The following is a 23,271-nucleotide window of genomic DNA, read 5'->3' as shown; positions in this document are numbered from 1 at the left end:
CGACATGATGCACACAGGAGACAGCGTGGATACCTCCATCAAACATGGCTTGCTGACACTCATCGAGCGCGCCGCCCGCCTGACGGGCCAGCACGTGCCCACCGCGCGCCTGGCCGATCTGCAGCGCCAGCTCGATGACGCCGACGACAGCGGCGCGCCCGCCATGGTGCTGACCACCCTCTGGCAGGCGGCCGGGCTGGAAGGCGCGGCGCGTCCGCTGCACGAGCCGACGCCGGGCGAGCTGCCATTCGCCGTCTACAGCGCCAGCACGGGCTGGGGCTTGCTGCAGTCGCGCGGTGCCAACGGCGCCTGGCGCGGCGAAGGCATCGATGGGCGCGCCTTGCAGCTGGCGACACTGGCCGGCCTGGCTTGCGTGGGCCTGCCGCGCCGCAGCGAAAAAAGCGGCGCCCGCCCCGGCGCCCTGGGCCTCGTGCGCAACGCCCTGTGGCTGAAGAAAAGCGTGTTTGTCGACGCCGTGCTGGCCACCGCGCTGGTGACCCTGCTGACCATGGCCACTTCGCTGTTTTCCATGCAGGTGTACGACCGCGTGATCCCGAACCAGAGCTTCAGCACCCTGTGGGTGCTGGTGGTGGGCGTGGCCCTGTCGATCGGCCTGGAATTCATCCTCAAGCAGGTGCGCAGCCGCATCGTCGACCACTCGTGCAATGACGTCGACCATGAACTGTCCGAGTGGTTTTTCCAGCGCATGCTGGGCATCCGCATGGAGGCGCGCCCCGCTTCCGTCGGCACCCTGGCGGCGCAGGTAAAAGGCTTTGAAATGGTGCGCGGCGTGCTGACATCGACATCGCTGTTCGTGCTGACGGACGTGCCCTTCGCCGTGATTTTTCTCGCCATGATCACCATCATCGGCGGCTGGCTGGTGGTGGTGCCGCTGGTGGCCCTGCCGCTGGCCCTCGTGTGCGGTTTGATGTTCCAGCGCGCCATCGAAAGCCATACGCGCAAGAACCTCAACGCCAGCAATCGCAAGGCGGGCTTGCTGGTGGAAGCCGTCGACGGCGTCGAAACGCTCAAGGGCAGCAGCGCCGAATGGATGATGCAGGCGCGCTGGGGCGAACTGGTGGCCGAGAGCAGCCACGCGGAGCAGAATATCCGCGACTATGCGGCCCTGTCGCAAAACATCACAGCCGCCTTCCAGCAGCTGACCAACGTGGCGCTGATCTCCATGGGCGCGTGGTTCGTGGCGGAGAACCAGATGACCATGGGCGCCCTGATGGCGTGCACCATCATCAGCAACCGCGCCCTGATGCCCATCGTGCAGCTGCCCGCCGTGATGGTGCAGTGGGCGCATGCGCGCGCCTCGATCGACGGCCTGGAACAGGTCATCAGCCTGCCCAACGAAGCGGACAACGCGCAGTTCGCGCTGACGCCGCGCAGCCTCGATACGGGCCTGCGCTTCGAACGCATCCGTTTTACGTATGGCGGCGCGCAAAAGGTGGCGCTGGAAGTGGAAAGCCTGGCCATCCGCCCCGGCGAACGGGTCGGCCTGGTGGGCGCCATCGGCTCGGGCAAGAGCACCCTGCTGAAACTGGCCTCGGGCCTGTACCAGCCGGCCGAAGGCAAGGTGTACCTGGGCGACGTCGACATGGCCCTGCTGGCGCCGGCCGTGGTGCGCGAAATGGTCGGCTACCTGCCGCAGGAAACGCGGCTGTTCAGCGGCACCCTGCGCGACAACCTGCTACTGGGGCTGGCCGACCCGGGCGAGGAAGCGATCCTGGCGGCCGCCAAACGCACGGGCCTGATCGAACTGATACTGGGCCAGCCACGGGGACTGGCGCTGGGCATCACCGAAGGCGGACGGGGCGTGTCGGGCGGCCAGCGGCAATTGATCGCCGTCACGCGCTTGCTGCTGGCCAAGCCGCGCATCTGGCTGCTCGATGAACCGACTGGGGCCATGGATGCGAAGACGGAAGCGCGCATCGTCGGGCTGTTGGGCGAACTGGCGGCCGAAGGCGTGACCATGGTCGCCACCACGCACAAGAACGCCCTCTTGCCCCTGCTCGACCGCCTGGTGGTGCTGCAGGCGGGACGGGTGCTGCTGGACGGCCCGCGCGATGCCGTGCTGGCCAAGCTGTCGGGCAAGCCGCAAGCAGTACCCGCCCCTGCCCCGGCACCGCAAGCAGCGCCGGTGGCGCAAGGAGCGGTCGCATGAAACTGGCCAAGGTCGAAGCGCGGGCAGAAGCGAAACGGGGCCGGGTGCTGATCTGGAGCTGCACGGCGGCGCTGGCCGGTGTCATCGCCTGGGCTTCATGGGCGGAGCTGGACCAGGTCACGCGCGCCAACGGCCAGGTGATCGCCAGTTCGCGCAACCAGATCATCCAGGTGGCCGATGGCGGCGTGCTGGCCGAACTGCGCGTGCATGAAGGCAGCATCGTGAAAAAGGGCGAATTGCTGGCCCGTTTCGACCGCACGCGGGCCGAGACGAGCTACCTGGAAAGCACGGCCAAGGCAGCCGGATTGAAGGCGGCCGTGGCGCGCCTGCAGGCGGAAGTGTTTGGAGGCGCGCCGAAGTTCCCGCCCGAACTGCAGGCGTTCCCGGAATTTCGCGCCAACCAGTTGGCCCTGTTCAGCAAGCGCCAGGGTGCCGTGCAGGCGGAAGTAAGCTCGCTGGAAAGCGCCATGAAGCTGATCAAGGAAGAGCTGGAAATGAATCTGCCGCTGCTGGAAACGGGCGATGTCAGCCGCGCCGAAGTGCTGAAACTGCGGCGGCAGGTGGTCGACATCCAGGCGCAGATCACCAACCGGCGCAACAAATACCTGCAGGACAGCCAGACGGACCTGGTGAAAGCCCAGGAAGACCTGGCCGGCGTGCTGCAGACGGTCACGCAGCGCAAGGAGCAGCTGGGCTCGACGGACATCTACGCGCCCACCGACGGCATCGTGCGCAACGTGCGCCTCACTACCTTGGGCGGCGTGGCCAAGCCGGGCGAGGAAATCCTGCAGATCGTGCCCACGGACGATGACCTGATCATCGAGGCGAAAGTCAAGCCGGCCGACATCGCCTTCATCAAGCCCGGCCTGCCCACGGCCGTGAAACTCGACGCCTACGACTACGGCATCTACGGCCGCCTGCGCGGCACCGTCAGCTACATCAGCGCGGACACCTTAAGTGAAGACAACAAGGGCAACGAGCAGCCGTACTACCGCGTGCAGATCAAGACCAGCGGGCGCAACCTGATGGGCAAGAATGGCGAGCCGATCCTGATCCAGCCCGGCATGACGGCCACCGTGGAAATCAACACGGGCCGCAAGACGGTCTTGCGCTACCTGACGAAACCGATCACCAAGACGTTCTCGGAGTCGATGGGGGAACGCTGACGCAGCGGGCTGCGTCAGCCTGCTTCAGCCGGCAGGCTTCAGCCGGCCGGTTTCAATCGGCCAATGACGCTGGCCACCTTGGCCGTGATCATGTCGACCGCGGGGCCGTTGGCGCCATGCGGCAGGATGACATCGGCATTGCGCTTTGTCGGCTCGATGAATTGCTTGTGCATCGGGCGCACGGTTTCCAGGTACTGTTCGATGACGCTTTCCACCGAGCGGCCGCGTTCCGTGATATCGCGTTGCATGCGGCGGATGAAGCGCACGTCGGAGGCCGTGTCGACAAAGATCTTCAGCGACATCATGTTGCGCAAGTCTTCGTCATACAGGGCAAACAGGCCTTCGATCACGATCACCGGCGCCGGCTTGACCAAGATGGTCCTGTCGGAGCGGTTGTGCAGCGTGAAGTCGTACTCGGGCATCTCGATCGCCTCGCCATTGCGCAATGCCTGGATGTGCTGCACCAGCAATGGCCACTCGAACGCCTGCGGATGGTCGTAATTCTGCTGCCTGCGCACTTCAGGGGAGAGATGGGTTTGGTCGCAATAGTAGTCGTCCTGCATCACGACCGAGACCATGTCGGCGCCAAAGGACGCCAGCACTTGTTGGGATACGGTGGACTTGCCACTGCCGCTTCCGCCAGCGACACCAATAACAAACGGTTGGAAGGAAATAGTATTCATGCCGAATGATACCGGAAACGTGCGCGGACCGACAGGGAGGGGCTGAAAAGCCGGGCCTGTCAATCGCCATGCATCAGTCGTGCATACAGCTCGGCCAGCCGCTCTGCCGTGATGCCGTCGCGCTGTTCCACCGCCAGCGGGTGATCGGTCGGTTCCAGCTCGATGGCCGGACGCATGCCATCGTCGCGCAGGTGCACACGGGTCTTCAGGTTCAGGGTAGCGGGATACACGGGCAGCTGCGTGCTGAGCCAGCCGAAGAAGGGGCCGATGTGCGCCCGTTTGGCATCGTTGAAGCAGGCGTCCCATGCGTCGAAGCTGTCGCCGCTCAGCGATACCCACACGCCCCAGCTGAATGGCTCATCCGCGCCATGCACGGGGATGTCGAGGGTGGCGCGCACGAAGCAGTGCGCTTCGTCGACGATGCAGGCGTCGCTGTCGAGCTGGCAGCGCGCTTCGCGTTCGGCGGGCGCCATCTGCTGGTACAGCCACGGTGCGTCGGCGCCGAAGCTGGGCATGCCCGTGTGGGTCTCGCCGCAGGAGCGGCACAGGAAGGAAAAAGTCATGTGGGAAGGACGCTTGGTCGAATTGTTTGCGGTGTTGATTACAAAGAGTTACTTGGGGAAACTGTGCGCTTGGCATTCGGGCAAGATGATATTCTAAACAAGCTCAAGATGCACAGACGGGACGCATCGCGCCAAGGGCATTGCATGCCTGCTCTCTTTCAGTATCGATAGACTATTTACCTGGAATAAACAATGAACGAAGAAAAATTTTGGCAGCTGATAGAGCAAATCGACCGTGAAGCCCTGGAAGACGGCGACGCCGATGCCGCGGTGGAACCATTGACCGAAGCGCTCGCCGAGTTGCCGGTCAAGGACATCAAGGGCTTCGAAGAGTGCCTGGCGCAGGCACTGTACCAGCTCGATGGCAAGGTATTTGCGGACCATGCCGGCAACTCAGGAAAGTCGGATGACGGTTTCCTGTATGCGCGCTGTTTCGTCGTCGGCTCGGGCAAGGCCACGTATGACAGCGTGCTGGCCGACCCCACGCTGATGCCCGATCAAACGGACGAGTGGCTGGAAGAACTGTTGAGCGTCGCTCCCGAGGCCTGGTCCGGGAAGACAGGGCGTGACACCGATGACTGGGATTTTACCGCCAGCGTCGATTATGAAACCGGAAGCAATTCCGCCGCCTGGCCTGGCTAAGGCGACAATGGATGCCATCGCCGCAAGCAGGGCGCATATCCAGCTGGCCGAAGGCGATGCCGGGCAATGGGAGGCGCACATGGCGGCAGCCGAGGCCGTGTTGCGCAGCGCCTTGCAAGCGGCCCGGCAAGACACGGCCCTGATCACTTGCCTGGGCGCCGTGCTGTGCGACCAGGGCAAGTACAGGGACGCCGTCAACGTACTGGAAACGGCGCTCAAGCTCGGTTCGACGGACAGCCATACCCATTACAACCTGGGGGTGGCCCTGGCGGGACTGGCAAAACCGCGCAAGGCCATGGCGCAATTTGGCAAGGCGCAAAGCCTTGCCGCTTCCAGCCTGACCTGGACCGCCTATTTCGACCCGCAAGCCCAATAGGCGCGTGCCCGGCAAATTATTCGAACTGCTTGCGGAACGCCTCGAACTGCGCCGCCAGGCCATCGAAGTCGCTGCGCAATTGCAGCACTTCCTGTTCCAGCTGGGCCACCCTGCTGCCCTGCTGCGGCGCGCTGACGGCGCCCGCAAAACCTGCCGCCGTCTCGATCTGCGCCAGCGCCTCTTCGCCGCCCAGCAGATGGCCGTAGCGCGGTTCCTTGGCGCCGGGCGCGACGGCCAGCTTGGCCACCAGCGGCGGGTATTTGTCGATCAAGAATTGCAGGCCGGCTTCCACTTCCGCCACGGACTTGAATTCATGCACGCGGCCGCTGCGGCTGCGGATCTCGCCCGCCGTCTGCAAGCCGCGCAGCATCAATATCGTCAGGATGGCCAGCTTGTCCTGTTCCAGCGACCACTTGATGCGCATGCGGTGTTCGTACTTCGCGACCCGCGCGCCCGCCTGCGTGATGCCGTTGACGAACTTGCGCTGCATCAAACGCTGCAGCACGTCGTAGACGGTTTCTTCGGACAGGGCCATGACGGGGTCGCGGCTGGACAGCTGGTTGCAGCCGTTCGTCAAGGCATTCAGCGACAGCGGATAGCTGTCCGGCGTCAGCGCTTCCTTTTCGGCCAGCACGGCCAGCACGCGGATCTCGAAGGGGTCGAGCAGATTGGGATTGTCGCTGCTTTTTTCTGCTGCGTTTGCGTCTGTAGTCATGCCTGTATCCTTAATCAACCAGCTTGTTCATTTGCTCGGAATCGAATTTATCACACTCGGGCACGCCCTGGCAGCAGATGCCCGCCGCCTTCAGGGTGGCGAGGATGGTTTCGATGCGCTGTTCCTGTGCCACGGCATGCGTGATCAAGCCTTGCAGGGCTTTCGACAGCGGATCGTCGCCGTTGGGCGTCACGCCATATGCGGCGAACAAATGGGCCGTGCTGCCCTCGCGCAGGGCGCTGACATCCTTTTGCACGATGTGCGCGGGATTGCCGACGGCCGTGGCGCCGGACGGCACGGGTTTCAGCAGCACGGCGTTCGAACCCACCTTGGCGTACTCGCCCACCGTGAAACTGCCCAGCACCTGCGCGCCTGCGCCGACGATGACGCCCCGCTCCAGCGTCGGATGGCGCTTGGCGCCACTGTGCAGCGAGGTGCCGCCCAGGGTCACGCCCTGGTAGATGGTGCAGTCGTCGCCGACGACGGCCGTCTCGCCGATCACCACGCCGAAGCCATGGTCGATGAAGACGCGCCGGCCGATGACGGCGCCCGGGTGGATCTCGATGCCCGTGATGATGCGGGCGATATATGAAATGAAGCGACCTACCCACTTCAGGTGCCGCGTCCAGCACCAGTGCGCCCAGCCATGCATGACGATGGCGTGCAGGCCAGGATAACAGGTCAGCACCTCCCAGCCATTGCGGGCGGCAGGGTCACGTTCAATGATGCTGTTGATATCTTCGCGCAGGTGGTGGAACATAATGACAATGAATAAGGTGGAACGCAAATGGTAGCGTATTCGGCGGCGTGCTGCCGGGGAGGCAGATAAACAACCGCCGCCTCAAGGGCGGCGGCATATCAAAGAAGCGCTACAAAATTTTTAGCCTTCTTTCGCGATGCGCTGGCGGCGGGCTTCGTAGAGACAGACGCCGGAAGCGACCGACACGTTCAGACTCTCGACGGAGCCGAACATCGGGATGCTGACGAGGATGTCGCAGGTGTCGCGCGTCAAACGGCGCATGCCTTCGCCTTCGGACCCCATGACGAGGGCCGTCGGGCCCGTGAAATCGGCTTCGTACAAGCCTTTTTCGCCGTCGTCGGACGTGCCGATCAGCCAGATGCCCCGCTCTTTCAGTTCGCGCATGGTGCGCGCCAGGTTCGTCACGGTGATGTACGGGACGGTTTCGGCGGCGCCGCTGGCGACCTTGGCGGCCGTGGCGTTCAAGCCCACGGCGCGGTCCTTCGGCACGATCACGGCATGTGCGCCGACGCCGTCGGCCACGCGCAGGCAGGCGCCCAGGTTGTGCGGGTCGGTGATGCCGTCGAGAATCAACAGCAGCGGCGGGCCGTCGATGGCGTCCAGCAGTTCATCGAGATTGCGCGCCAGCGACAGTTGCGAGGCAAACGCGATCACGCCCTGGTGGCGGCGCGTGCCGACGATCTTGTCCAGACGCGACGAGTCGACAGGCATGACGCGCACGTTGGCAGCCTTGGCGGCGGCGATCATGTCCTTCATGCGGCCGTCGACGCGGCTGGCATCGACGAAAATTTCTTCCACGGACGACGCTTCATGACGCAGACGCGAGGTGACGGCGTGGAAGCCGAAAATCATTTTATTCTTCATTTGTTATCGTTTCTTTTATCGCTTGTTCTTGCTTGATTTTGATACAGTTTTTGCTGCACGTGGTGCCGCCGCAGCGGGTGCCGCGGCTGGTTTCTTGCTGCGCTTAGGTTCGGCGGCCTTCGGGGCTTCCTTCAGCGCCGCCTTGGCTGCAGGCTTGGCTTGCGCCTTGGCGCCATTGGAACGGCCGCCGGAACCCTTGCCGGCCTTGCCGCCGTTGTTGACGCTGGCCTTGATCTCATGGCGCTGCTCGGTCGCAGGACCGGGCTTGACCATGGATTTCTTTTCGCCCTTGCGCTTGCCGGCGCCGTTCGGCTTGGCTGGCGCATCTTCGCCCGCCAGTTCCGCATCGGTAACCAAACGCAGGTCGATCTTGCGCGTTTCCAGGTCGACACGCGCCACTTGCACCGTCAAACGGTCGGTCAGCTGGTAGCGCTTGCCCGTGCGTTCGCCGCGCAATTCATGGCGCGCATCGTCATACTGGAAGTAGTCGGTGCCCAGCTCGGTGACGTGCACCAGGCCTTCGACAAACAGGGTGTCCAATTGCACGAAGACGCCGAAGGTGGTCACGCCGGTGATGGTGCCGGTGAACTCTTCGCCCAATTTGTCTTGCATGAAGTAGCACTTCAGCCAGGCTTCCACGTCGCGCGACGCTTCGTCGGCGCGGCGTTCGTTGGCCGAGCAATGCACGCCCAGCGCATCCCAGATCGTCAGGTCCGTCTTCTTCGGCTTGCCGTCGGCCTTGTCCTTCGCTTGCTGCTTGCGCGTGGCGTTCGACACGTTCGTGTTCAGCACGGTCTTCTCGGACAGCTTCGGCTCGTATTTCTTGCCTTGCAAAATGGCCTTGATGGCGCGGTGCGTCAGCAGGTCGGGATAGCGGCGGATCGGGCTGGTGAAGTGGGCATATGCCTCGTACGCCAGGCCGAAGTGGCCGATATTGTCCGGGCTGTAGACAGCTTGCTGCATCGAGCGCAGCAGCATCGTTTGCAACAGGGCCGCGTCGGGACGCGCCTTGATCTGCTGCATCAGGGTCTGGTAATCGGATGCCGATGGCGTGTCGCCGCCCGTCAGGTTCAGGCCCACCTGCTTGAGGAAGGTGCGCACTTGCGTGAGCTTTTCCTTGGTCGGGCTGGCGTGGATGCGGTAGGTGCCGGGATGCTTGTTGCGCAGCAACAGATCCGCCGCGCAGACGTTGGCCGCCAGCATGCACTCTTCGATGATCTTGTGCGCTTCGTTGCGCGTGCGGGGGATGATCTTTTCGATCTTGCCGGCGCTATTGCAGACGATATACGTTTCCGTCGTCTCGAAGTCGATGGCGCCCCGCTCCGTGCGTGCTTTCAGCAAGGCGCGGTAGACGGCTTCCAGGTTTTGCAGGTGCGGCAGGATGTCCGCGCGGCGTGCTGCTTCGGGTCCCTTGGTGTTGCCCAGCACGGCGGCGACTTCGTCATACGTGAGGCGCGCGGCCGAATGGATCACGGCCGGGTAGAACTGGTAAGCCTTCAATTCGCCCTTGTCGCTGACGACGGCGTCGCAGACGAGGGTCAAACGGTCGACGGCCGGGTTCAGCGAACACAGGCCATTCGACAGTTTTTCCGGCAGCATCGGGATCACGCGGCGCGGGAAGTAGACGGACGTGCTGCGTTCGAGCGCATCGGCATCGAGCGCGTCGTTCGGCTTCACGTAATGGCTGACGTCGGCAATCGCCACGATCAGGCGGAAGCAGTTGGCGCGGCCAATCTTGACGGGTTCGCAATACACGGCATCGTCGAAATCGCGCGCGTCCTCGCCATCGATGGTGACCAAAGGCACGTCGCGCAGGTCGACACGGTCTTTCAGGTCGGCGGCGCGCACTTCGAAGGGCAGCTTTTCAGCTTGCTTGAGGGCGGCGGCGGAAAAGACGTGCGGCACGTTGAATTTACGCACGGCAATCTCGATTTCCATGCCGGGATCATCGAGCGCGCCCAGCACTTCGACGATCTTGCCGACAGGCTGCTTGAAGCGCATCGGTTGCTCGGTCAGCTCGACGCTGACGATCTGGCCGGCCTTCGCCTTGCCCACCGAACCGGTCACCAGGATGTCCTGGCCGATGCGCTGGTCTTCCGGCGCCACGACCCAGGTACCGTTTTCCTGGATCAGGCGGCCGATGACATGGGTATTGGCGCGGTAGGTGACTTCCACGATCGTGCCTTCCGGGCGGCCGCGGCGGTCCGTGCCGACGATGCGGGCCATGACCTTGTCGCCATGCAGCACTTTCTGCATTTCTTTCTCAGGCAGGAACAGGTCGGCGCTGGCGTCGTCGGGAATGACAAAGCCGAAGCCGTCACGGTGGCTGGTAACGCGACCGGCGACAAGCGCGCTCTGGTCGGCCAGGCTGAAAACACCGCTGGCGTCAGACTTGAGCTGGCCGTCGCGCTCCATCGCCTTCAGGCGACGGACCAGGACATCCATGGAATCGGCATGCACTTGCAGCGTTTTCCCGAGAGACTGCGGGTCGAGAGGCGCGTTGACGCTGCGGAATATGCCGAGAATGTCCTCCCGGCTGGGGATGGTGTGGGTATTTTGGCTCAAAAGTATTTCTATAGTTGTTATTGACAGTGATCAAACGGAAGACAAAGACCGATGACATCACCGTCAATATTGACACGGTGATGTCCGGTAGTGTACCGGAGGACGCCTTGGTTTGCCTAACGGACAGCGTAGCGGAAACCGAACAAGTGCCCCGCCGATGAAAAAAAGGAGAAAAGCTGCGCAATGCATTTGACTTCGGCAAATATTGCTCTATAATCTCGGTCTCTTGCAGCGACAAACCTTCACGGGAATGCAGTTGCAGGAAAGCGGTACAGGGTTGATGTGCAGTATGGAGCGAAAGCTCATCTGGCGCAAAACTCTTCAAGCCGTTATAATAGCAGAATTGTTGCGAAGTTATTTTGCGACAAGTAATAGAGCAGCATCAGTGCCCACGTGGCGGAATTGGTAGACGCGCATGGTTCAGGTCCATGTGCCTTCGGGTGTAGGGGTTCGAGTCCCTTCGTGGGCACCATTACCTAATTCGCAAAAAAGCCGCAAACTTTCACGAGTTTGCGGCTTTTTTCATTTCCGCGACGAAAACTCCCTCCCCTCCCGCCAGCTGGCCACGCTGCGACAACCAGGCAGCACGGCACGCCCACCGACAGCAAGCTGCGGGAAATCGCTGAAAAAAGAGGCAGATTTAACCTTTTTTCATAGGGAACAGCCGTTTTCAGGCGAAAAAACATGTTTCTTGAAGAAAAGTGCAAAATGTTGATTGACCGAATGCACGCCAGCCCTTATGATTTTGTCCTCGCTGCAGAACATGCAGCGACAAGCAGCAAGCAGTAACAATGCCCACGTGGCGGAATTGGTAGACGCGCATGGTTCAGGTCCATGTGCCTTCGGGTGTAGGGGTTCGAGTCCCTTCGTGGGCACCACCAGCAACAAGTTGTCGATTGTTGTGATCCGCAGTAAAGTAGCAGATAGTAGTAACAAGCAGCACAATGCCCACGTGGCGGAATTGGTAGACGCGCATGGTTCAGGTCCATGTGCCTTCGGGTGTAGGGGTTCGAGTCCCTTCGTGGGCACCACCAGCAACGAGTTGTTGTCGTTGTAGTCCGCAGTACAGTAGTGAGATACAGCAACAAGCAGCATCAGTGCCCACGTGGCGGAATTGGTAGACGCGCATGGTTCAGGTCCATGTGCCTTCGGGTGTAGGGGTTCGAGTCCCTTCGTGGGCACCATTACCTAATTCGCAAAAAAGCCGCAAACTTTCACGAGTTTGCGGCTTTTTTCATTTCAAGATGCCGCGCTGCCGCGGCCCTTTCCCTTATTTGGCCAGCGCCGCCTTCACGGCGTTAAACAGGCTCGTCGTCGGACGGCCAATCAGCGCGCTCAATTGCTTGCCATTGTCTTCCAGGCCCCCCTTGGCCGCGCCCGCATCGGAGTCGGCCAGCAGGTCGGCAAACCCTTCCGGCACACCCACGCTCACCAGCGCCGCCTTGAAGTCCGCCTGCGGCATATCCTTGTACGCAATCGCCTTGCCCGACTGGCGCGCCACTTCGGCCGCGTACTCGGCCAGGGTAAAGCCGTCGTCGCCAGCCAGTTCATAGATGGCTTGCGGCTGGGGCGCCGTCAGCACGGCGGCGGCCGCCGCCGCGTAGTCAAGACGCGCGGCGGACGAGAAGCGGCCGTTTTGCGCCGCGCCCAGCACGACGCCATGCTCGAGCACGGGCGCCAGGTGTTCCGTATGGTTTTCCAGGTACCAGCCGTTGCGCAGGAAAGTGTACGGCAGACCGGATGCGCGGATGGCCGCTTCCGTGATCACGTGCTCGGCGGCCAGGCCCAGCGGCGACGTATCGGCACGCAAGACGCTGGTGTAGGCCAGCAAGGCCACGCCGGCCCGCTTGGCCGCATCGATGACGTTCTGGTGCTGCTGCGCGCGCTGGCCCACTTCGCTCGACGAAATCAGCAGGATCTTCGTTGCACCCTTGAATGCCGCATCGAGACTGGCGCCATCGTTGTAATCGGCCTGGCGCACTTGCACGCCTTGGGCGGCCAGGCCGGCGGCCTTGGCCGGGTTGCGCACGGCGGCGATGATATTGGCTGCGGGGATGGATGTGAGCAGGCTGGCGATGACGTGCTGGCCCAGATTGCCTGTGGCGCCGGTGATGACGATCATGATTTCTCCTTGGTACGTAGGTGGTAAAACCCTATAATAGGACTATTGCTTACTTATTGTAAGTACGTACCTTTTGGTAAGTATGAATGAAATCTACATTTACAGGTCCAACTATCATGTCCACAGACACTCCTGGCGCCAGCCTGCGCACCGCCCTCGCCCGCCAAAACCAGGGGGCGCACCTGCTGGCGGCGGCCTGCCCGTCGCGCGCCGTGCTCAGCCACCTGACCAGCCGCTGGGCCGTGCTGGTGCTGGTACTGCTGCTGAGCGGCACGCGGCGCTTCAGCGAACTGCGCCGCGAAGTGGGCGGCGTGAGCGAAAAAATGCTGGCGCAAACCCTGGAAGCGCTGGCGGGCGACGGTTTCGTGCTGCGCCAGGCGTATCTGGTGATACCGCCCAAGGTGGAATACAGCCTGACGCCGCTGGGACGCGAGGCGGCCGAGCGCCTGGCCGTGCTGGTCGACTGGATCGAGGATAATTACCCGCGCATCGAACAGGCGCGCGCGGCCCTGGAAGCGGCGCCGGCAGCGCAAAAAGCGGCTTGAACAGATTGCTTTTGGTCATCAAGAATTATCGTTTACTCCTACTTGCCTTGATGTAATACTAGGCCCATGAACCGCGTAAGGGCGCGACACCATGAACCAGTTGATTTCCTCCATCACCGACCGGGCCAATGTGCTGCTGGTCAGCAATTCGCCGAATGATGTGCGCGAACTGCTGTATGTGCTGGACCGGCATAACCTGGGCACGGGACTGGCGGGCGATATCGACGAAGGCGTGGAACTGGCGGCCGGCGGCACGGATCTGATCCTGCTCGACGCGGCGCTGGCGGGCACAAATATCGGCGCCACCTGCATGCGCCTGCGCAATGCGGGCGGACGCCACGGCGTGCCCCTGCTGCTGATGTCGGCCACTCCCAGCGCCGAGGAACAGGGCCGCAGCGTGGGCGCCGGCGCCAGCGACTACATCAAGATGCCCTTCAATGCGCGCGATGTGGCGGAAAAAATCCTCATGGAACTGGCGCTGCACAAGGCCGAGGCGCCAGCCGCCCGCCCCTTCGCCGCTCCCGCCACGCCACCGCGCCCCCTGCATCCGCAAACGCTGGAAGTCAATTACCACTCCATCCTGGCCGGTTCGCCCGACGCCGTGCTGCTGTTCGATATCGACAACCGCCTGCTGATCGACGCCAACCACCTGGCCGAAGAACTGTTCGGCATGCCGCTGGCCGAGCTGCTGCAAGGCGGCATGGAGCCCCTGTTCCCAAGGCATCAGAGCGATGGCAGCGCCTCGCCGCAATTGCTGGAAGAAAAGATCCGCGATACCTTGCAAGGCAAGATCGTCGTCTTCCGCGCCAGCTGCTGCCACCGCGACAGCCACCCGATCGCCTGCGAAATCCGCTTGATGCGCCTGTCCGTGCCGGGCCGCCAGCTCGTGCATGCGCGCATCATCGACTTGACCGAACGCAATCTGGCCGAAGCCATGCGCGCGGGCCAGAGCACACTGCTGGAAATGGTCGCCAAGGGTGCGCCCCTGATCCCCACCCTGAACCAGTTGCTGCTGCTGATCGAAGGCCAGTCGCGCGGTGTGCTCTGCTCCATCATGCTGCTCGACGATGACGGCATCCACATGCACAGCGCGGCCGGTCCCAGCCTGCCGCCCGAATACATGGCCCTGCTCGAAGGCGTGGCCATCGGCCCTGGCGTGGGCTCTTGCGGCACGGCCATGTTCCTGCGCGAACCGGTGGTGGTCACCGACATCATGCGCGATCCGCTGTGGGCGCCCTACCGCGAGCTGGCCGCGCCGTTCGGCTTGCGCGCCTGCTGGTCGCGCCCCATCTTCGGCCAGGATGGTGCCGTGCTCGGCTCCTTCGCCATGTACTACCGCGAAGTGCGCCAGCCCGACGCGCGCGACCTGGAACTGATCGACACGGCGACCGACCTGGCCGGCATCGCCATCGGCCGCATGCGCCACGAACGCGAGCTGCAGCGCCACCGCGCCCACCTGGAAGAGCTGGTGGCCGAACGCACGGCGGCCTTGACGCAGGCCAAGGAACACTCGGAGCAAACGAACCTCGAACTGGCCGCCGCGCTGGAAAACCTGTCCATCACGCAGGAAGAACTGGTGCGCCGCGACAAGCTGGCCGCGCTCGGCGCGCTGGTGGCCGGCATCGCGCATGAACTCAATACGCCGATCGGCAACGGCCTGGTGGTGGCCACCACCATGGCCGAACGCACGCGCGAAATCCAGGCCAGCTTTCTCGACGGCCTGCGCCGCTCCGAACTGGGCGCCTACCTGACCCAGGCCAGCGAGGCGGACGCCATCATGCTGCGCAACCTGCAGCGCGCCGCCGACCTGGTCTCGAGCTTCAAGCAGATCGCCGTCGACCGCGCCAGTTCGCAGCGCCGCCACTTCCTGCTGCGCCAGTTCGTCGCCGAACTGATGCTGCCCATGTCCACGCCGCTCAAGGCCGCCGGCCTGAGCCTGACGCAGGACGTTCCGGACGGTCTGGCCATGGACAGCTATCCGGGCCCGCTGGGCCAGGTGCTGAGCAACCTGCTGGAAAATTGCCTGCGCCATGCCTTCGAGGGCCGCAGCGGCGGCAACATCGCCATCACGGCGCGCGGCAGCGACGATGGGCAGACGATCACCCTGTCCATCGCCGACACGGGCGTGGGCATCGCCGCCGACGACCTGGCGCACGTCTACGACCCATTCTTCACCACCAAGCTCGGTTCCGGCGGCTCTGGCCTGGGCCTGCATGTGGCGCACAACATCGTCACGGGCGTGCTGGGCGGCCATATCGACGCCACCAGCAACACCGGTGCCGGCAGCGGCACCACCTTCACCCTGCAGCTGCCCGCCACGGCGCCGCAATCGCCCGCTCCCTGAACGGCAGGCGCGCTACAATGCCGGCAGGCTTTTCTTTCGGAGCAACTATGAAATACCTGATCGCCACGGCCCTGCTGGCCGCCTGCGCGTGGGCCTCGGCCGGCCCTGCCCCCTGGTACAAATGGCGCAGCAAGATCGACGGCACCCTGTCGTGCGCCCAGTCGCCCCTGGGATTTGGCTGGGAACTGGCCTCGGGACCGTACAAAGATAGCCGTTGCGAAAAACCGGCGCTTGTTAAATAATGGGGCCATGACCACACGGGGCACCGGCTTGAGATCAAGCGATGGCATTGCGGCGTCGAAAGAGTATGGAACGATAAGAACGTATCTATTCAAACCGAGGAGACCACATGTTTACGAATCCCGAACAATTCGCATCGGCCACCAAGGCCCTGTTTGAATTCCAGCTGATGACCTTCAACACCCTCACCTCCAAGGCCGTGCAAGGCGTGGAACAGGTATTGGCGCTGAACATGGCCACCGCCAAGTCCGGCATCGAGGATGGCCTTGCCGCCAGCAAGGAAATCAGCCAGGCCAAGGATCCGAAGGCCGCCATGGCCGCCGCCGCCGCCCAGCTGCAACCGGGCGTGGCCGGCGCAAAAGCGTATAAACAGCAACTCGACGACATCATCAAGGAAATCCACACGGAATTCACCACGGCCGCCGAAGCCCACGTGGCTGAAGCGAAAAGCAATCTGAGCGCCCTGATCTACGACGTCACGAAAAACGTGCCGCCCGGTTCGGAAAATGCTGTCGCCATCGTCAAGGCCGCCATCGACAATGCCTTCCTCGGCTACGAGCAGGTGACCAAGGCCACGAAACAGGCCGTGAAAACGGTGGAAGAGCAGATCGCCAAGGCCAGCGCGCAAGTGGCGCAGGCAACGGAAAAGGCGACGAGCGGCGCCACCGCCGGGGCTGAAAAGGCAGCGCCTGCCGCCAAGCCGAAGGCTGCCAAGAAGTAAGTGATGTAGGTCGGATTAGCGCGGCAAGGCCGCGCGTAATCCGACCTACAACTATCGGGGCCTGACTCCTCAGACTCCGATAGGTATGATCCGGTACACGCAGCGCCTCCCCCCCTCCAGCAGATATTCGCTGCGCTCCACCGTGCAATCGCCCCCCAGTACCCGCTGAAAGATGGCCAGCTCCGAGCGGCAGAAATTCTGGCATGCCGTGGCGGCCGCGCAAATCGGACAATGGTTTTCCACCAGCAAGACACTGCCATCGTCCTGCGGTTCCGCATGGGCCATGTACCCCTCGCCATCGCGCGCCCGCGCCAGGCTGTCCACTCGTTGCGCCAGCGCAAGCTGCGGGTCGACCAGCTTGCCGTAGGCGGCTTCGCTGCTGCGCTCGCGCGCGCCGATCAGTTTATCCAGGCCCTCGTCGCCGAACAGGCTTTTCACCTGCGCTATCAATTCCAGGGTCAGGTCGGCATGGCGGTCAGGAAAGCGCGCATGGCCCTCCCGCGTCAGCGTCCAGCGCCGCGACGGGCGCCCCACCTTGTCGTCGGCCACGTCCTCGAAAGCCACCAGGCCACGTTCCAGCGCCGCTTCCAGCTGGCGCCGCGCGCCCATGGACGTGATATCGAGCAAGGCCGCCAGTTGCTGCGCCGTCTGCGGCCCGCGCATCTTCAGCAGGAACAGGATCTGCTCCGACGTATTCATGCTCGCGCTCATGCCACGGCTTGCGTGTCGCCCACGCCGGCCAACTGGCGGCGCCAGGCCGCCATGCGCCACGCGGCCCAGGCGGCGGACAAGGCGCCCGCGACGAGGATCAGCCGCGTGTCGATCAGGGTCAGCACGGAGCCGCTGAGGGCCACGACGATGTTGGCGATGCAAAAGGTGGTGGCCAGCAAGCCCATCACGGCGCCCTGCCCGTGCGCGCTGAAGCGTTCGGCGCACCAGCCCTGGATCACCGTGTTGTACAAGGCATTCGGAATGCCGAACAGCACGATGGCAGCGATGCCCACCCAGATATTACCCAGTGCCAAGATTCCTACGGCCAACGCCACGCCGCAGGCATACCAGCTGGCCCGCAGCAGCGGCGCATGGCGGCTGGGCCCGCCCGCCAGCAAGGACGTGACCGTCATCGTGCCGCACAGGCCCACATTCACCCAGGCAATCTCCTGTGCATGGTAATTCGCCGTCTCGACCAGCCACAACGGATAGAACTCGTAGAAGCTGGCCACGCCGCAGGTCAGCGCCAGCTGCACGATGAACAGGGTGCGCAGCTCCTCATGGCGCAGCAGGTTCAGCGAATGGCGGTCGCGCGCCACTTGCCACCACGACGTCGTCAGCAACGACGGCGTTTCGCGCGGCAAGCCCACGGCCACCAGCACGGCGACAAGCATCAGGGCGGCGGCGGCGATCCAGAACGGCACCGTCACGCCCCAATGCAGGGTCGCCCCCGCCAGGATCGGGCCCACCAGCCAGCCCAGGTAAAACGCGCCATTCAGCCACGACATGGCACGCAGGCGCAGCGGTCCCGTCAACTGGTCGGCCAGCATGGCGCGCGCCACGGCGCCGTTTCCCTCCAGCAAACCGGTGATGAAACGGGCGACGATGAACAGCGGGTAGGACTGGATCACCAGCGCCCAGGCCGTGATGGCATGGCCGATGGCGGCACCCACGGCCGTACGCATCAACAAGGGACGGCGGCCATAGCGGTCGGAAAGCGGTCCCAGCAAGGCCGAACCGATCAGCAATCCCAGCGGGTTGATGGTCAGCGCCAGGCCGAACAGCAATTTGGACGGCAAGCCGAGAAAATTATTGAAGGCATTCGGCGCTTCGGCCGCAAACAGGGGCGGCAGGATCGGATACGGCAGCGAGGCGCCGATGGTCGACAGCAGCGCCAGCAAACAGGCGGCGGAAATCAGGATGATGTTTTTCATGCGGGCTCGATGGATATTGTTTGGCAAGACTACGTGAGCACGTCACATAAGTAAACTAAAATGTTTATTAATTATGCCAAGCGTTGCCGCCATGGCGTAAACCGTGCGCGCCATCGCCTCGGCTATCATTGCCCCATGATTCACGTTTAACAGGGCAAACATGACACTGTCAGAAATTGAACGGCAACACGGCTTCACCTACCCTTCACTGTACCGGCAGCTGGAAAGCGACGGCATGCTGGCCGTGGGTGAATATGGCCCCGATTGGTACAAGCTGGTCTATCCCACGTTGACGGACCGCCCCACCCTGCTGCTGCATGCGGACGATTTCGAATTGCTCAACATCCAGGCCGTTGCCGCGGAAGTGGAAAGCTTGCTGGACGCGGACGATTGCCGGCAGATCGATCCCGCCTTCCAGTTCATCCCGTTCGCGCAAACGGGCGCGGGCGACCACTACTGCTTTTTCGCGTCCGGCCAGCAAGATGGCGAGATGCCCATCGTGCTGCTGTGGCACGACCAGGATGAAGCCCAGTACCTGGCGAAGAACCTGCAGGACTTCATCTTTCACATGTTGTTGAACAGCATGGCCGACCAGGATACGTACAACGATGTCGGCGACGAGGAATTCAAGGATCAACTGGCAAAAACCCTGGGCACCCACGCACGCTACCTGACGGCGCGGCAAGCCGAGGTGCTGCAAACGCTGCTGGCCAGGGACATCATCGATTACGAGGTGGAGCTGCCGAAGGGGCGCACGGAAACGCACCGAGGCTTGCTGAGCAATATCGAACTGGCCAGCCTGCGCGCCGAACTGATTCCCTACGAAAAGTTCGACAGCTGTTTTGCCTACAGCGGGGCTGACTGAACATAAAATCGCTGGGCAAGCGGCGGCTGAAGGTTTAAACTGTATATAAACACAGTAAAATCCATCACCTTGCCCTATTGCCATCCCCATGTTGAGAGTCCTGGAAAATCCCCTGTACTATCTGGATAATTTCCAGGACGTGCTGAACTGGATCAGCGCGCGCTACGCCGATCTGCTGAGTGCTGAAGAAACGCAGTTCATCGCCGCATTCGGCGCACTGCCGCAGCCGTCGCGCGCCCTGTTCGTGCGCCTCGTCATGCGCAAGGGCTGTCTATTTCGCGCCAGCAAGCTCAATTACCCGGAAATCGGCGATACGCGCGCGGCCGCCCTGCCCTTGCTGGAGACAGGCTGGGTCGAGGCCGATCCCGTCATTGCGCTCGATGAACTGTTCGACTTGCTGCTGAAAGCGGAAATCGCCCAGGCCTTCCGCCTCGACGCGCCCCTGAAGGCGGCGCGCAAGGCGGAACAACTGGACGCCTTGCGCGTACTGCATGCGGAAAGTCAACCGTTCTCCGCCTGGCATCCGGCCTGCACTGACGTGCTGTACCGCATCGGACTTCAAACGCTGTGCGACCGCCTGCGCCTGATTTACTTTGGCAACTATCACCAGGACTGGTCGGAATTCGTGCTGTCCGACCTCGGTGTGTATCAATATGAAAAGGTGGAATTCTCGCCACAGTCGAGGGGCTTTCGCACGCGCCAGGATATCGAGCACTATGAAGTGCTGCACCAGTGCCGCGAGCGCTACAACGACAGCGCGCCAGCCGACGAGGTGCTGCAGGAACTGGCTGCGCTGCCATTACCCGAGGACAATACCTGGCTGGCCAGCCGCCGCGACAAGCTGCGCTTCCAGATAGCCCAGCACCTGGAGAAATGCCAGGACTGGCCGGCCGCCTACCGTGCCTATGCCGATTGCCGCTATCCGGGCGCGCGTGGCCGCGCCATCCGCGTCCTGGAAAAAGATGAACAGCCGCAAGCGGCCTACGAACGCCTGCTGATCGCCCTGGCCGCGCCGGAAAGCGAAGCGGAACAGCAATTGCTGCTGCGCATGGCCCCCCGTTTGCGGCGCAAGCTGGGCCATGCGAAGCAGGCGGCCAATGCAGCAGCAGCCGTGGAGCGCATCGACCTGCGGCTGCCCTGCCCGGAACAAGCGTGCTACGTGGAAGGAGTGGTGCAGCAACACCTGATGCAGGACGGCGCGCCCGTGTATTACGTGGAAAACACCCTGATCAACTCACTGTTCGGCCTGCTGTGCTGGCCCGCCATCTTCAAGGCCATGCCGGGCGCCTTCTTCCACCCGTTCCACCGTGGGCCAGCCGACTTGCACAGCGCCGATTTTTACCAGCGCCGCAGCAGCGACTTTGCCGCCTGCCTGGCGCAGCTGGACGACGGCAGTTACCACGCCACCATCCGGGCCACGCTTGCCGCCAAGCACGGCATCGTCTCGCCCTTCGTCAGCTGGGACGTGCTGGACGACGGCTTGCTGGACCTGGCGCTGGCCTGCATTCCGGCAGCGCATCTGAAGAAGGCATTCGAGCGCATCTTGCTCGACATCAAAAGCAACCGCAGCGGCTTTCCCGACCTGATCCAGTTCTGGCCGGCCGAACAGCGCTACCGCATGATCGAAGTCAAGGGTCCGGGCGACCGCCTGCAAGACAACCAGCTGCGCTGGATCGCGTATTGCGCCGAGCACGCCATGCCCGTCAGCGTGTGCTACCTGCAATGGCAGGTGGCCGCATGAGCGCCAGGAGGTACACGATCGCCGTGCGCGCCCTGTGCGAATTCACGGCCAAGGTGGGCGACCTGGACTTGCGTTTCACGCCCTCGCCCACGGCGCAGGAAGGCATGGCCGGCCACGCCACCGTGACGAGCCGGCGCGACGACGATTACCAGCGCGAAATCAGCCTGTCCGGCGACTTCGGCCCCCTGCACGTGCGGGGCCGCGCCGATGGCTACGACCCGGCGCGCCGCCAGCTGGAAGAAATCAAGACCTACCGGGGCGAGCTCGACAAGATGCCTGCCAACCACCGCCAGCTGCACTGGGCGCAGGCGCGCATCTACGGCCATCTGCTGTGCCAGCAACTGAACCTGCCCATGCTGCGCGTGGCGCTCGTGTATTTCGATATCGTGAGCCAGAAGGAAACCGTCATGCACGAGGAATGCACGGCCGAGGCGCTGCGTCTGTTCTTCGAACAGCATTGCGCCCTCTTCCTCGACTGGGCCGAGCAGGAAATGGCACACCGCGCCAGCCGCGACGCGCAGCTCACGGCCATGGCCTTTCCCCATGCGGACTTTCGCCCGGGCCAGCGCCAGCTGGCCGAGGCAATGTACAAGGCCAGCAGCCGTGGCTGCGGCTTGCTGGCGCAGGCGCCGACCGGTATCGGCAAGACGGTGGGCAGCCTGTTTCCCATGTTGAAGGCAACGGCCGCGCATGGCCTGGATAAACTGTTTTTCCTGGCCGCCAAGGTGCCGGGGCGGCAAATGGCGCTCGACGCCTGCGCCATCCTGAAGGACAGCGCGCCCCTGCTGCCGCTGCGCGTGCTGGAACTGAGCGCCAAGAGCAGCGCCTGCGAACATCCGGACAAAGCCTGTCACGGCGAATCATGTCCGCTGGCCAAGGGTTTTTACGACCGCCTGCCGCTGGCGCGCGAGGTCGCGCTGGCCAGCGGCTTGATCCTCGACAAGGAAGCCGTGCGCGCCATCGCCTTGCAGCAGGGTATTTGCCCGTACTACCTGGGCATGGAGCTGGCACGCTGGAGCGACGTCGTCATCGGCGACTACAATTATTACTTCGACCTCAGCGCCATGCTGTACGGCATGACTTTGGCCCACGACTGGAAAGTCAATGTGCTGGTCGACGAAGCGCACAATATGGTGTCGCGCGCGCGCAGCATGTATTCGGCCGAGCTGGCGCAGATCAACCTGAAAATGCTGCGCAAGTTCGCGCCCGACGCCTTGAAAAAGCCGCTGGACCGCCTCTCGCGCCAGTGGACGGCCTTGTTGAAGGAGCAGGATGGCGACTACCACGTGCATGCGGCCTTGCCGGACAAATTCTTTGGCGCCCTGCAAGGCGTGGCCACGGCCATCGGCGACTACCTGGCCGACCACGCGGCGGCGCTGGACGAAGATTTGCAGCGCTTTTATTTCGACGTGCTGCTGATCAACCGCCTGGCGGAGAGCTTTGGCGAGCATTCGCTGTTCGACGTCAGCAAGACGGACACGGGTACCACTGTCTGCATCCGCAATATCGTTCCCGCACCGTTTCTCAAGGAGCGCTTCGCGGCGAGCCACAGCACGGCCCTGTTTTCCGCCACCCTGAGTCCGTGGAATTACTACAGCGACACCCTGGGCATGCCAACCGACACGGCCTGGGTCGACGTGGAATCGCCGTTCCAGGCGGAACAACTGTCCGTGCGCGTGGCCGACACCATTTCCACGCGCTACCAGCACCGCGCCGCCTCGCTGCTGCCCATCGCCCAGCTGATGGCACGCCAGTATGCGGAAACGCCAGGCAACTACCTGGCCTTCTTCAGCAGTTTTGATTACATGGAAAAGACGGCCCAGCTATTCGCCCAGCATTACCCGGACGTGCCCATCTGGCAGCAGCCGCGCCGCATGGATGACGGGGCGCGTGCGCAATTTCTGGGCCGCTTCGGCCTGGATACGCGCGGCATCGGCTTTGCCGTGCTCGGCGGCGCCTTCGGCGAAGGCATCGACTTACCGGGCGCGCGCCTGATCGGCGCCTTCATCGCCACCCTCGGTTTGCCGCAGATCAATCCCGTCAACGAACAGATCCGCCAGCGCATGGGCGACATCTTTGGCGCCGGCTACGACTATACATATCTGTACCCCGGCATGCAAAAGGTGGTGCAGGCGGCCGGCCGGGTGATCCGCACGCAGTCGGACAAGGGGGTCGTCTACCTGATCGACGACCGTTTTTCCCGGCCGGAAATCCGCCAGCTGCTACCCACGTGGTGGGATGTGCAACTGGCCGGTGAATAATCT

At 63.2% G+C, this 23,271-nt stretch carries 20 protein-coding genes and 4 tRNA genes; 15 read left to right on the top strand and 9 right to left on the bottom strand.

Annotated elements, in window-relative coordinates:
* Nucleotides 1–25: 25 nt before the first annotated feature.
* Together LSO07_RS11345 and LSO07_RS11340 are read left to right on the top strand one after the other, a co-directional pair.
* The gene (locus LSO07_RS11345; protein WP_208672459.1) at nt 26–2,170 is read left to right on the top strand and encodes an ATP-binding cassette domain-containing protein; all 2,145 of its coding nucleotides are present in this window, start codon (nt 26–28) and stop codon (nt 2,168–2,170) included.
* Nucleotides 2,167–3,336, top strand: a complete 1,170-nt coding sequence (locus LSO07_RS11340; RefSeq protein WP_151094207.1) for an HlyD family type I secretion periplasmic adaptor subunit — start codon at nt 2,167–2,169, stop codon at nt 3,334–3,336. Before LSO07_RS11345 ends, LSO07_RS11340 begins: the two co-directional genes overlap by 4 nt.
* A 38-nt stretch (nt 3,337–3,374) precedes the next feature.
* Here the strand turns inward: LSO07_RS11340 and udk are convergent, their stop codons facing one another.
* Both udk and LSO07_RS11330 read right to left on the bottom strand, forming a co-directional pair.
* Nucleotides 3,375–4,019, bottom strand: coding sequence for a uridine kinase (gene udk, locus LSO07_RS11335; RefSeq protein WP_070260278.1), 645 nt, complete (start codon nt 4,017–4,019; stop codon nt 3,375–3,377).
* Between the two features lie 59 nt (nt 4,020–4,078).
* Entirely contained in the window at nt 4,079–4,582 is a 504-nt protein-coding gene (locus tag LSO07_RS11330; protein WP_151094205.1) for a DUF2199 domain-containing protein, read from the bottom strand.
* Nucleotides 4,583–4,774: 192 nt separating this feature from the next.
* Here LSO07_RS11330 and LSO07_RS11325 point away from each other — a divergent pair, with 192 nt between their 5' ends.
* Entirely contained in the window at nt 4,775–5,224 is a 450-nt protein-coding gene (locus LSO07_RS11325) for a DUF4240 domain-containing protein (RefSeq protein ID WP_151094203.1), read from the top strand.
* A 7-nt stretch (nt 5,225–5,231) separates the two neighbouring features.
* Nucleotides 5,232–5,600 carry a tetratricopeptide repeat protein gene (locus LSO07_RS11320; RefSeq protein ID WP_151094201.1) on the top strand — a complete coding sequence of 123 codons (369 nt, stop codon included), beginning with the start codon at nt 5,232–5,234 and terminating at the stop codon, nt 5,598–5,600.
* Between the two features lie 16 nt (nt 5,601–5,616).
* On the opposite strand, the gene LSO07_RS11315 is transcribed toward LSO07_RS11320, so the two are convergent.
* The 4 genes from LSO07_RS11315 to rnr all read right to left on the bottom strand — a co-directional run bounded on the left by LSO07_RS11315 (nt 5,617) and on the right by rnr (nt 10,504).
* Nucleotides 5,617–6,315: a YceH family protein gene (locus LSO07_RS11315; RefSeq protein WP_070260269.1), complete on the bottom strand. Its 699-nt coding sequence runs from the start codon at nt 6,313–6,315 to the stop codon at nt 5,617–5,619.
* A 10-nt stretch (nt 6,316–6,325) separates the two neighbouring features.
* The gene (cysE, locus tag LSO07_RS11310; protein ID WP_070280435.1) at nt 6,326–7,075 is read right to left on the bottom strand and encodes a serine O-acetyltransferase; all 750 of its coding nucleotides are present in this window, start codon (nt 7,073–7,075) and stop codon (nt 6,326–6,328) included.
* Between the two features lie 120 nt (nt 7,076–7,195).
* On the bottom strand, nt 7,196–7,939 hold the full coding sequence (gene rlmB / locus LSO07_RS11305) for a 23S rRNA (guanosine(2251)-2'-O)-methyltransferase RlmB (RefSeq protein WP_034784003.1): 744 nt from the start codon (nt 7,937–7,939) through the stop codon (nt 7,196–7,198).
* 15 nt (nt 7,940–7,954) lie between these two features.
* The gene (gene rnr, locus LSO07_RS11300; RefSeq protein WP_034784001.1) at nt 7,955–10,504 is read right to left on the bottom strand and encodes a ribonuclease R; all 2,550 of its coding nucleotides are present in this window, start codon (nt 10,502–10,504) and stop codon (nt 7,955–7,957) included.
* Between the two features lie 387 nt (nt 10,505–10,891).
* Between rnr and LSO07_RS11295 the strand changes: the two genes are divergently transcribed.
* From LSO07_RS11295 to LSO07_RS11280, 4 genes are all read left to right on the top strand, one after another.
* A tRNA-Leu gene (locus LSO07_RS11295) sits at nt 10,892–10,976 on the top strand.
* Nucleotides 10,977–11,297: 321 nt separating this feature from the next.
* Nucleotides 11,298–11,382: transfer RNA gene (locus LSO07_RS11290), tRNA-Leu, on the top strand.
* Nucleotides 11,383–11,450: 68 nt separating this feature from the next.
* Nucleotides 11,451–11,535, top strand: a tRNA-Leu gene (locus tag LSO07_RS11285).
* A 68-nt stretch (nt 11,536–11,603) separates the two neighbouring features.
* Nucleotides 11,604–11,688, top strand: a tRNA-Leu gene (locus tag LSO07_RS11280).
* An 86-nt stretch (nt 11,689–11,774) separates the two neighbouring features.
* On the opposite strand, the gene LSO07_RS11275 is transcribed toward LSO07_RS11280, so the two are convergent.
* Nucleotides 11,775–12,626 carry an SDR family oxidoreductase gene (locus tag LSO07_RS11275; RefSeq protein WP_151094199.1) on the bottom strand — a complete coding sequence of 284 codons (852 nt, stop codon included), beginning with the start codon at nt 12,624–12,626 and terminating at the stop codon, nt 11,775–11,777.
* A gap of 116 nt (nt 12,627–12,742) precedes the next feature.
* Here LSO07_RS11275 and LSO07_RS11270 point away from each other — a divergent pair, with 116 nt between their 5' ends.
* The 4 genes from LSO07_RS11270 to phaP all read left to right on the top strand — a co-directional run bounded on the left by LSO07_RS11270 (nt 12,743) and on the right by phaP (nt 16,476).
* On the top strand, nt 12,743–13,171 hold the full coding sequence (locus tag LSO07_RS11270) for a winged helix-turn-helix transcriptional regulator (protein WP_034778174.1): 429 nt from the start codon (nt 12,743–12,745) through the stop codon (nt 13,169–13,171).
* Between the two features lie 91 nt (nt 13,172–13,262).
* Nucleotides 13,263–15,515 carry an ATP-binding protein gene (locus tag LSO07_RS11265; protein WP_034778171.1) on the top strand — a complete coding sequence of 751 codons (2,253 nt, stop codon included), beginning with the start codon at nt 13,263–13,265 and terminating at the stop codon, nt 15,513–15,515.
* 47 nt (nt 15,516–15,562) lie between these two features.
* Nucleotides 15,563–15,757, top strand: coding sequence for a hypothetical protein (locus LSO07_RS11260; RefSeq protein WP_151094197.1), 195 nt, complete (start codon nt 15,563–15,565; stop codon nt 15,755–15,757).
* Between the two features lie 107 nt (nt 15,758–15,864).
* Nucleotides 15,865–16,476, top strand: a complete 612-nt coding sequence (gene phaP / locus LSO07_RS11255) for a TIGR01841 family phasin (protein ID WP_151094195.1) — start codon at nt 15,865–15,867, stop codon at nt 16,474–16,476.
* A gap of 69 nt (nt 16,477–16,545) precedes the next feature.
* On the opposite strand, the gene LSO07_RS11250 is transcribed toward phaP, so the two are convergent.
* The gene (locus LSO07_RS11250) at nt 16,546–17,175 is read right to left on the bottom strand and encodes a helix-turn-helix transcriptional regulator (RefSeq protein ID WP_151094193.1); all 630 of its coding nucleotides are present in this window, start codon (nt 17,173–17,175) and stop codon (nt 16,546–16,548) included.
* 8 nt (nt 17,176–17,183) lie between these two features.
* Nucleotides 17,184–18,401 carry an MFS transporter gene (locus LSO07_RS11245; RefSeq protein WP_034778162.1) on the bottom strand — a complete coding sequence of 406 codons (1,218 nt, stop codon included), beginning with the start codon at nt 18,399–18,401 and terminating at the stop codon, nt 17,184–17,186.
* Nucleotides 18,402–18,561: 160 nt separating this feature from the next.
* Here LSO07_RS11245 and LSO07_RS11240 point away from each other — a divergent pair, with 160 nt between their 5' ends.
* The 3 genes from LSO07_RS11240 to LSO07_RS11230 all read left to right on the top strand — a co-directional run bounded on the left by LSO07_RS11240 (nt 18,562) and on the right by LSO07_RS11230 (nt 23,268).
* Entirely contained in the window at nt 18,562–19,266 is a 705-nt protein-coding gene (locus LSO07_RS11240; RefSeq protein ID WP_151094191.1) for an SMI1/KNR4 family protein, read from the top strand.
* A gap of 88 nt (nt 19,267–19,354) precedes the next feature.
* Nucleotides 19,355–21,007: a VRR-NUC domain-containing protein gene (locus tag LSO07_RS11235; protein ID WP_151094189.1), complete on the top strand. Its 1,653-nt coding sequence runs from the start codon at nt 19,355–19,357 to the stop codon at nt 21,005–21,007.
* The gene (locus LSO07_RS11230) at nt 21,004–23,268 is read left to right on the top strand and encodes an ATP-dependent DNA helicase (RefSeq protein WP_151094187.1); all 2,265 of its coding nucleotides are present in this window, start codon (nt 21,004–21,006) and stop codon (nt 23,266–23,268) included. The genes LSO07_RS11235 and LSO07_RS11230 overlap by 4 nt, the downstream gene beginning before the upstream one ends.
* Nucleotides 23,269–23,271: the final 3 nt, after the last annotated feature.

This window comes from Janthinobacterium sp. PLB04 (genome assembly GCF_021165895.1).
Lineage (GTDB): Bacteria > Pseudomonadota > Gammaproteobacteria > Burkholderiales > Burkholderiaceae_D > Janthinobacterium > Janthinobacterium lividum.
Note: the sequence above shows the minus strand (reverse complement) of the source record. Positions and strands in the feature narration are given on the sequence as shown.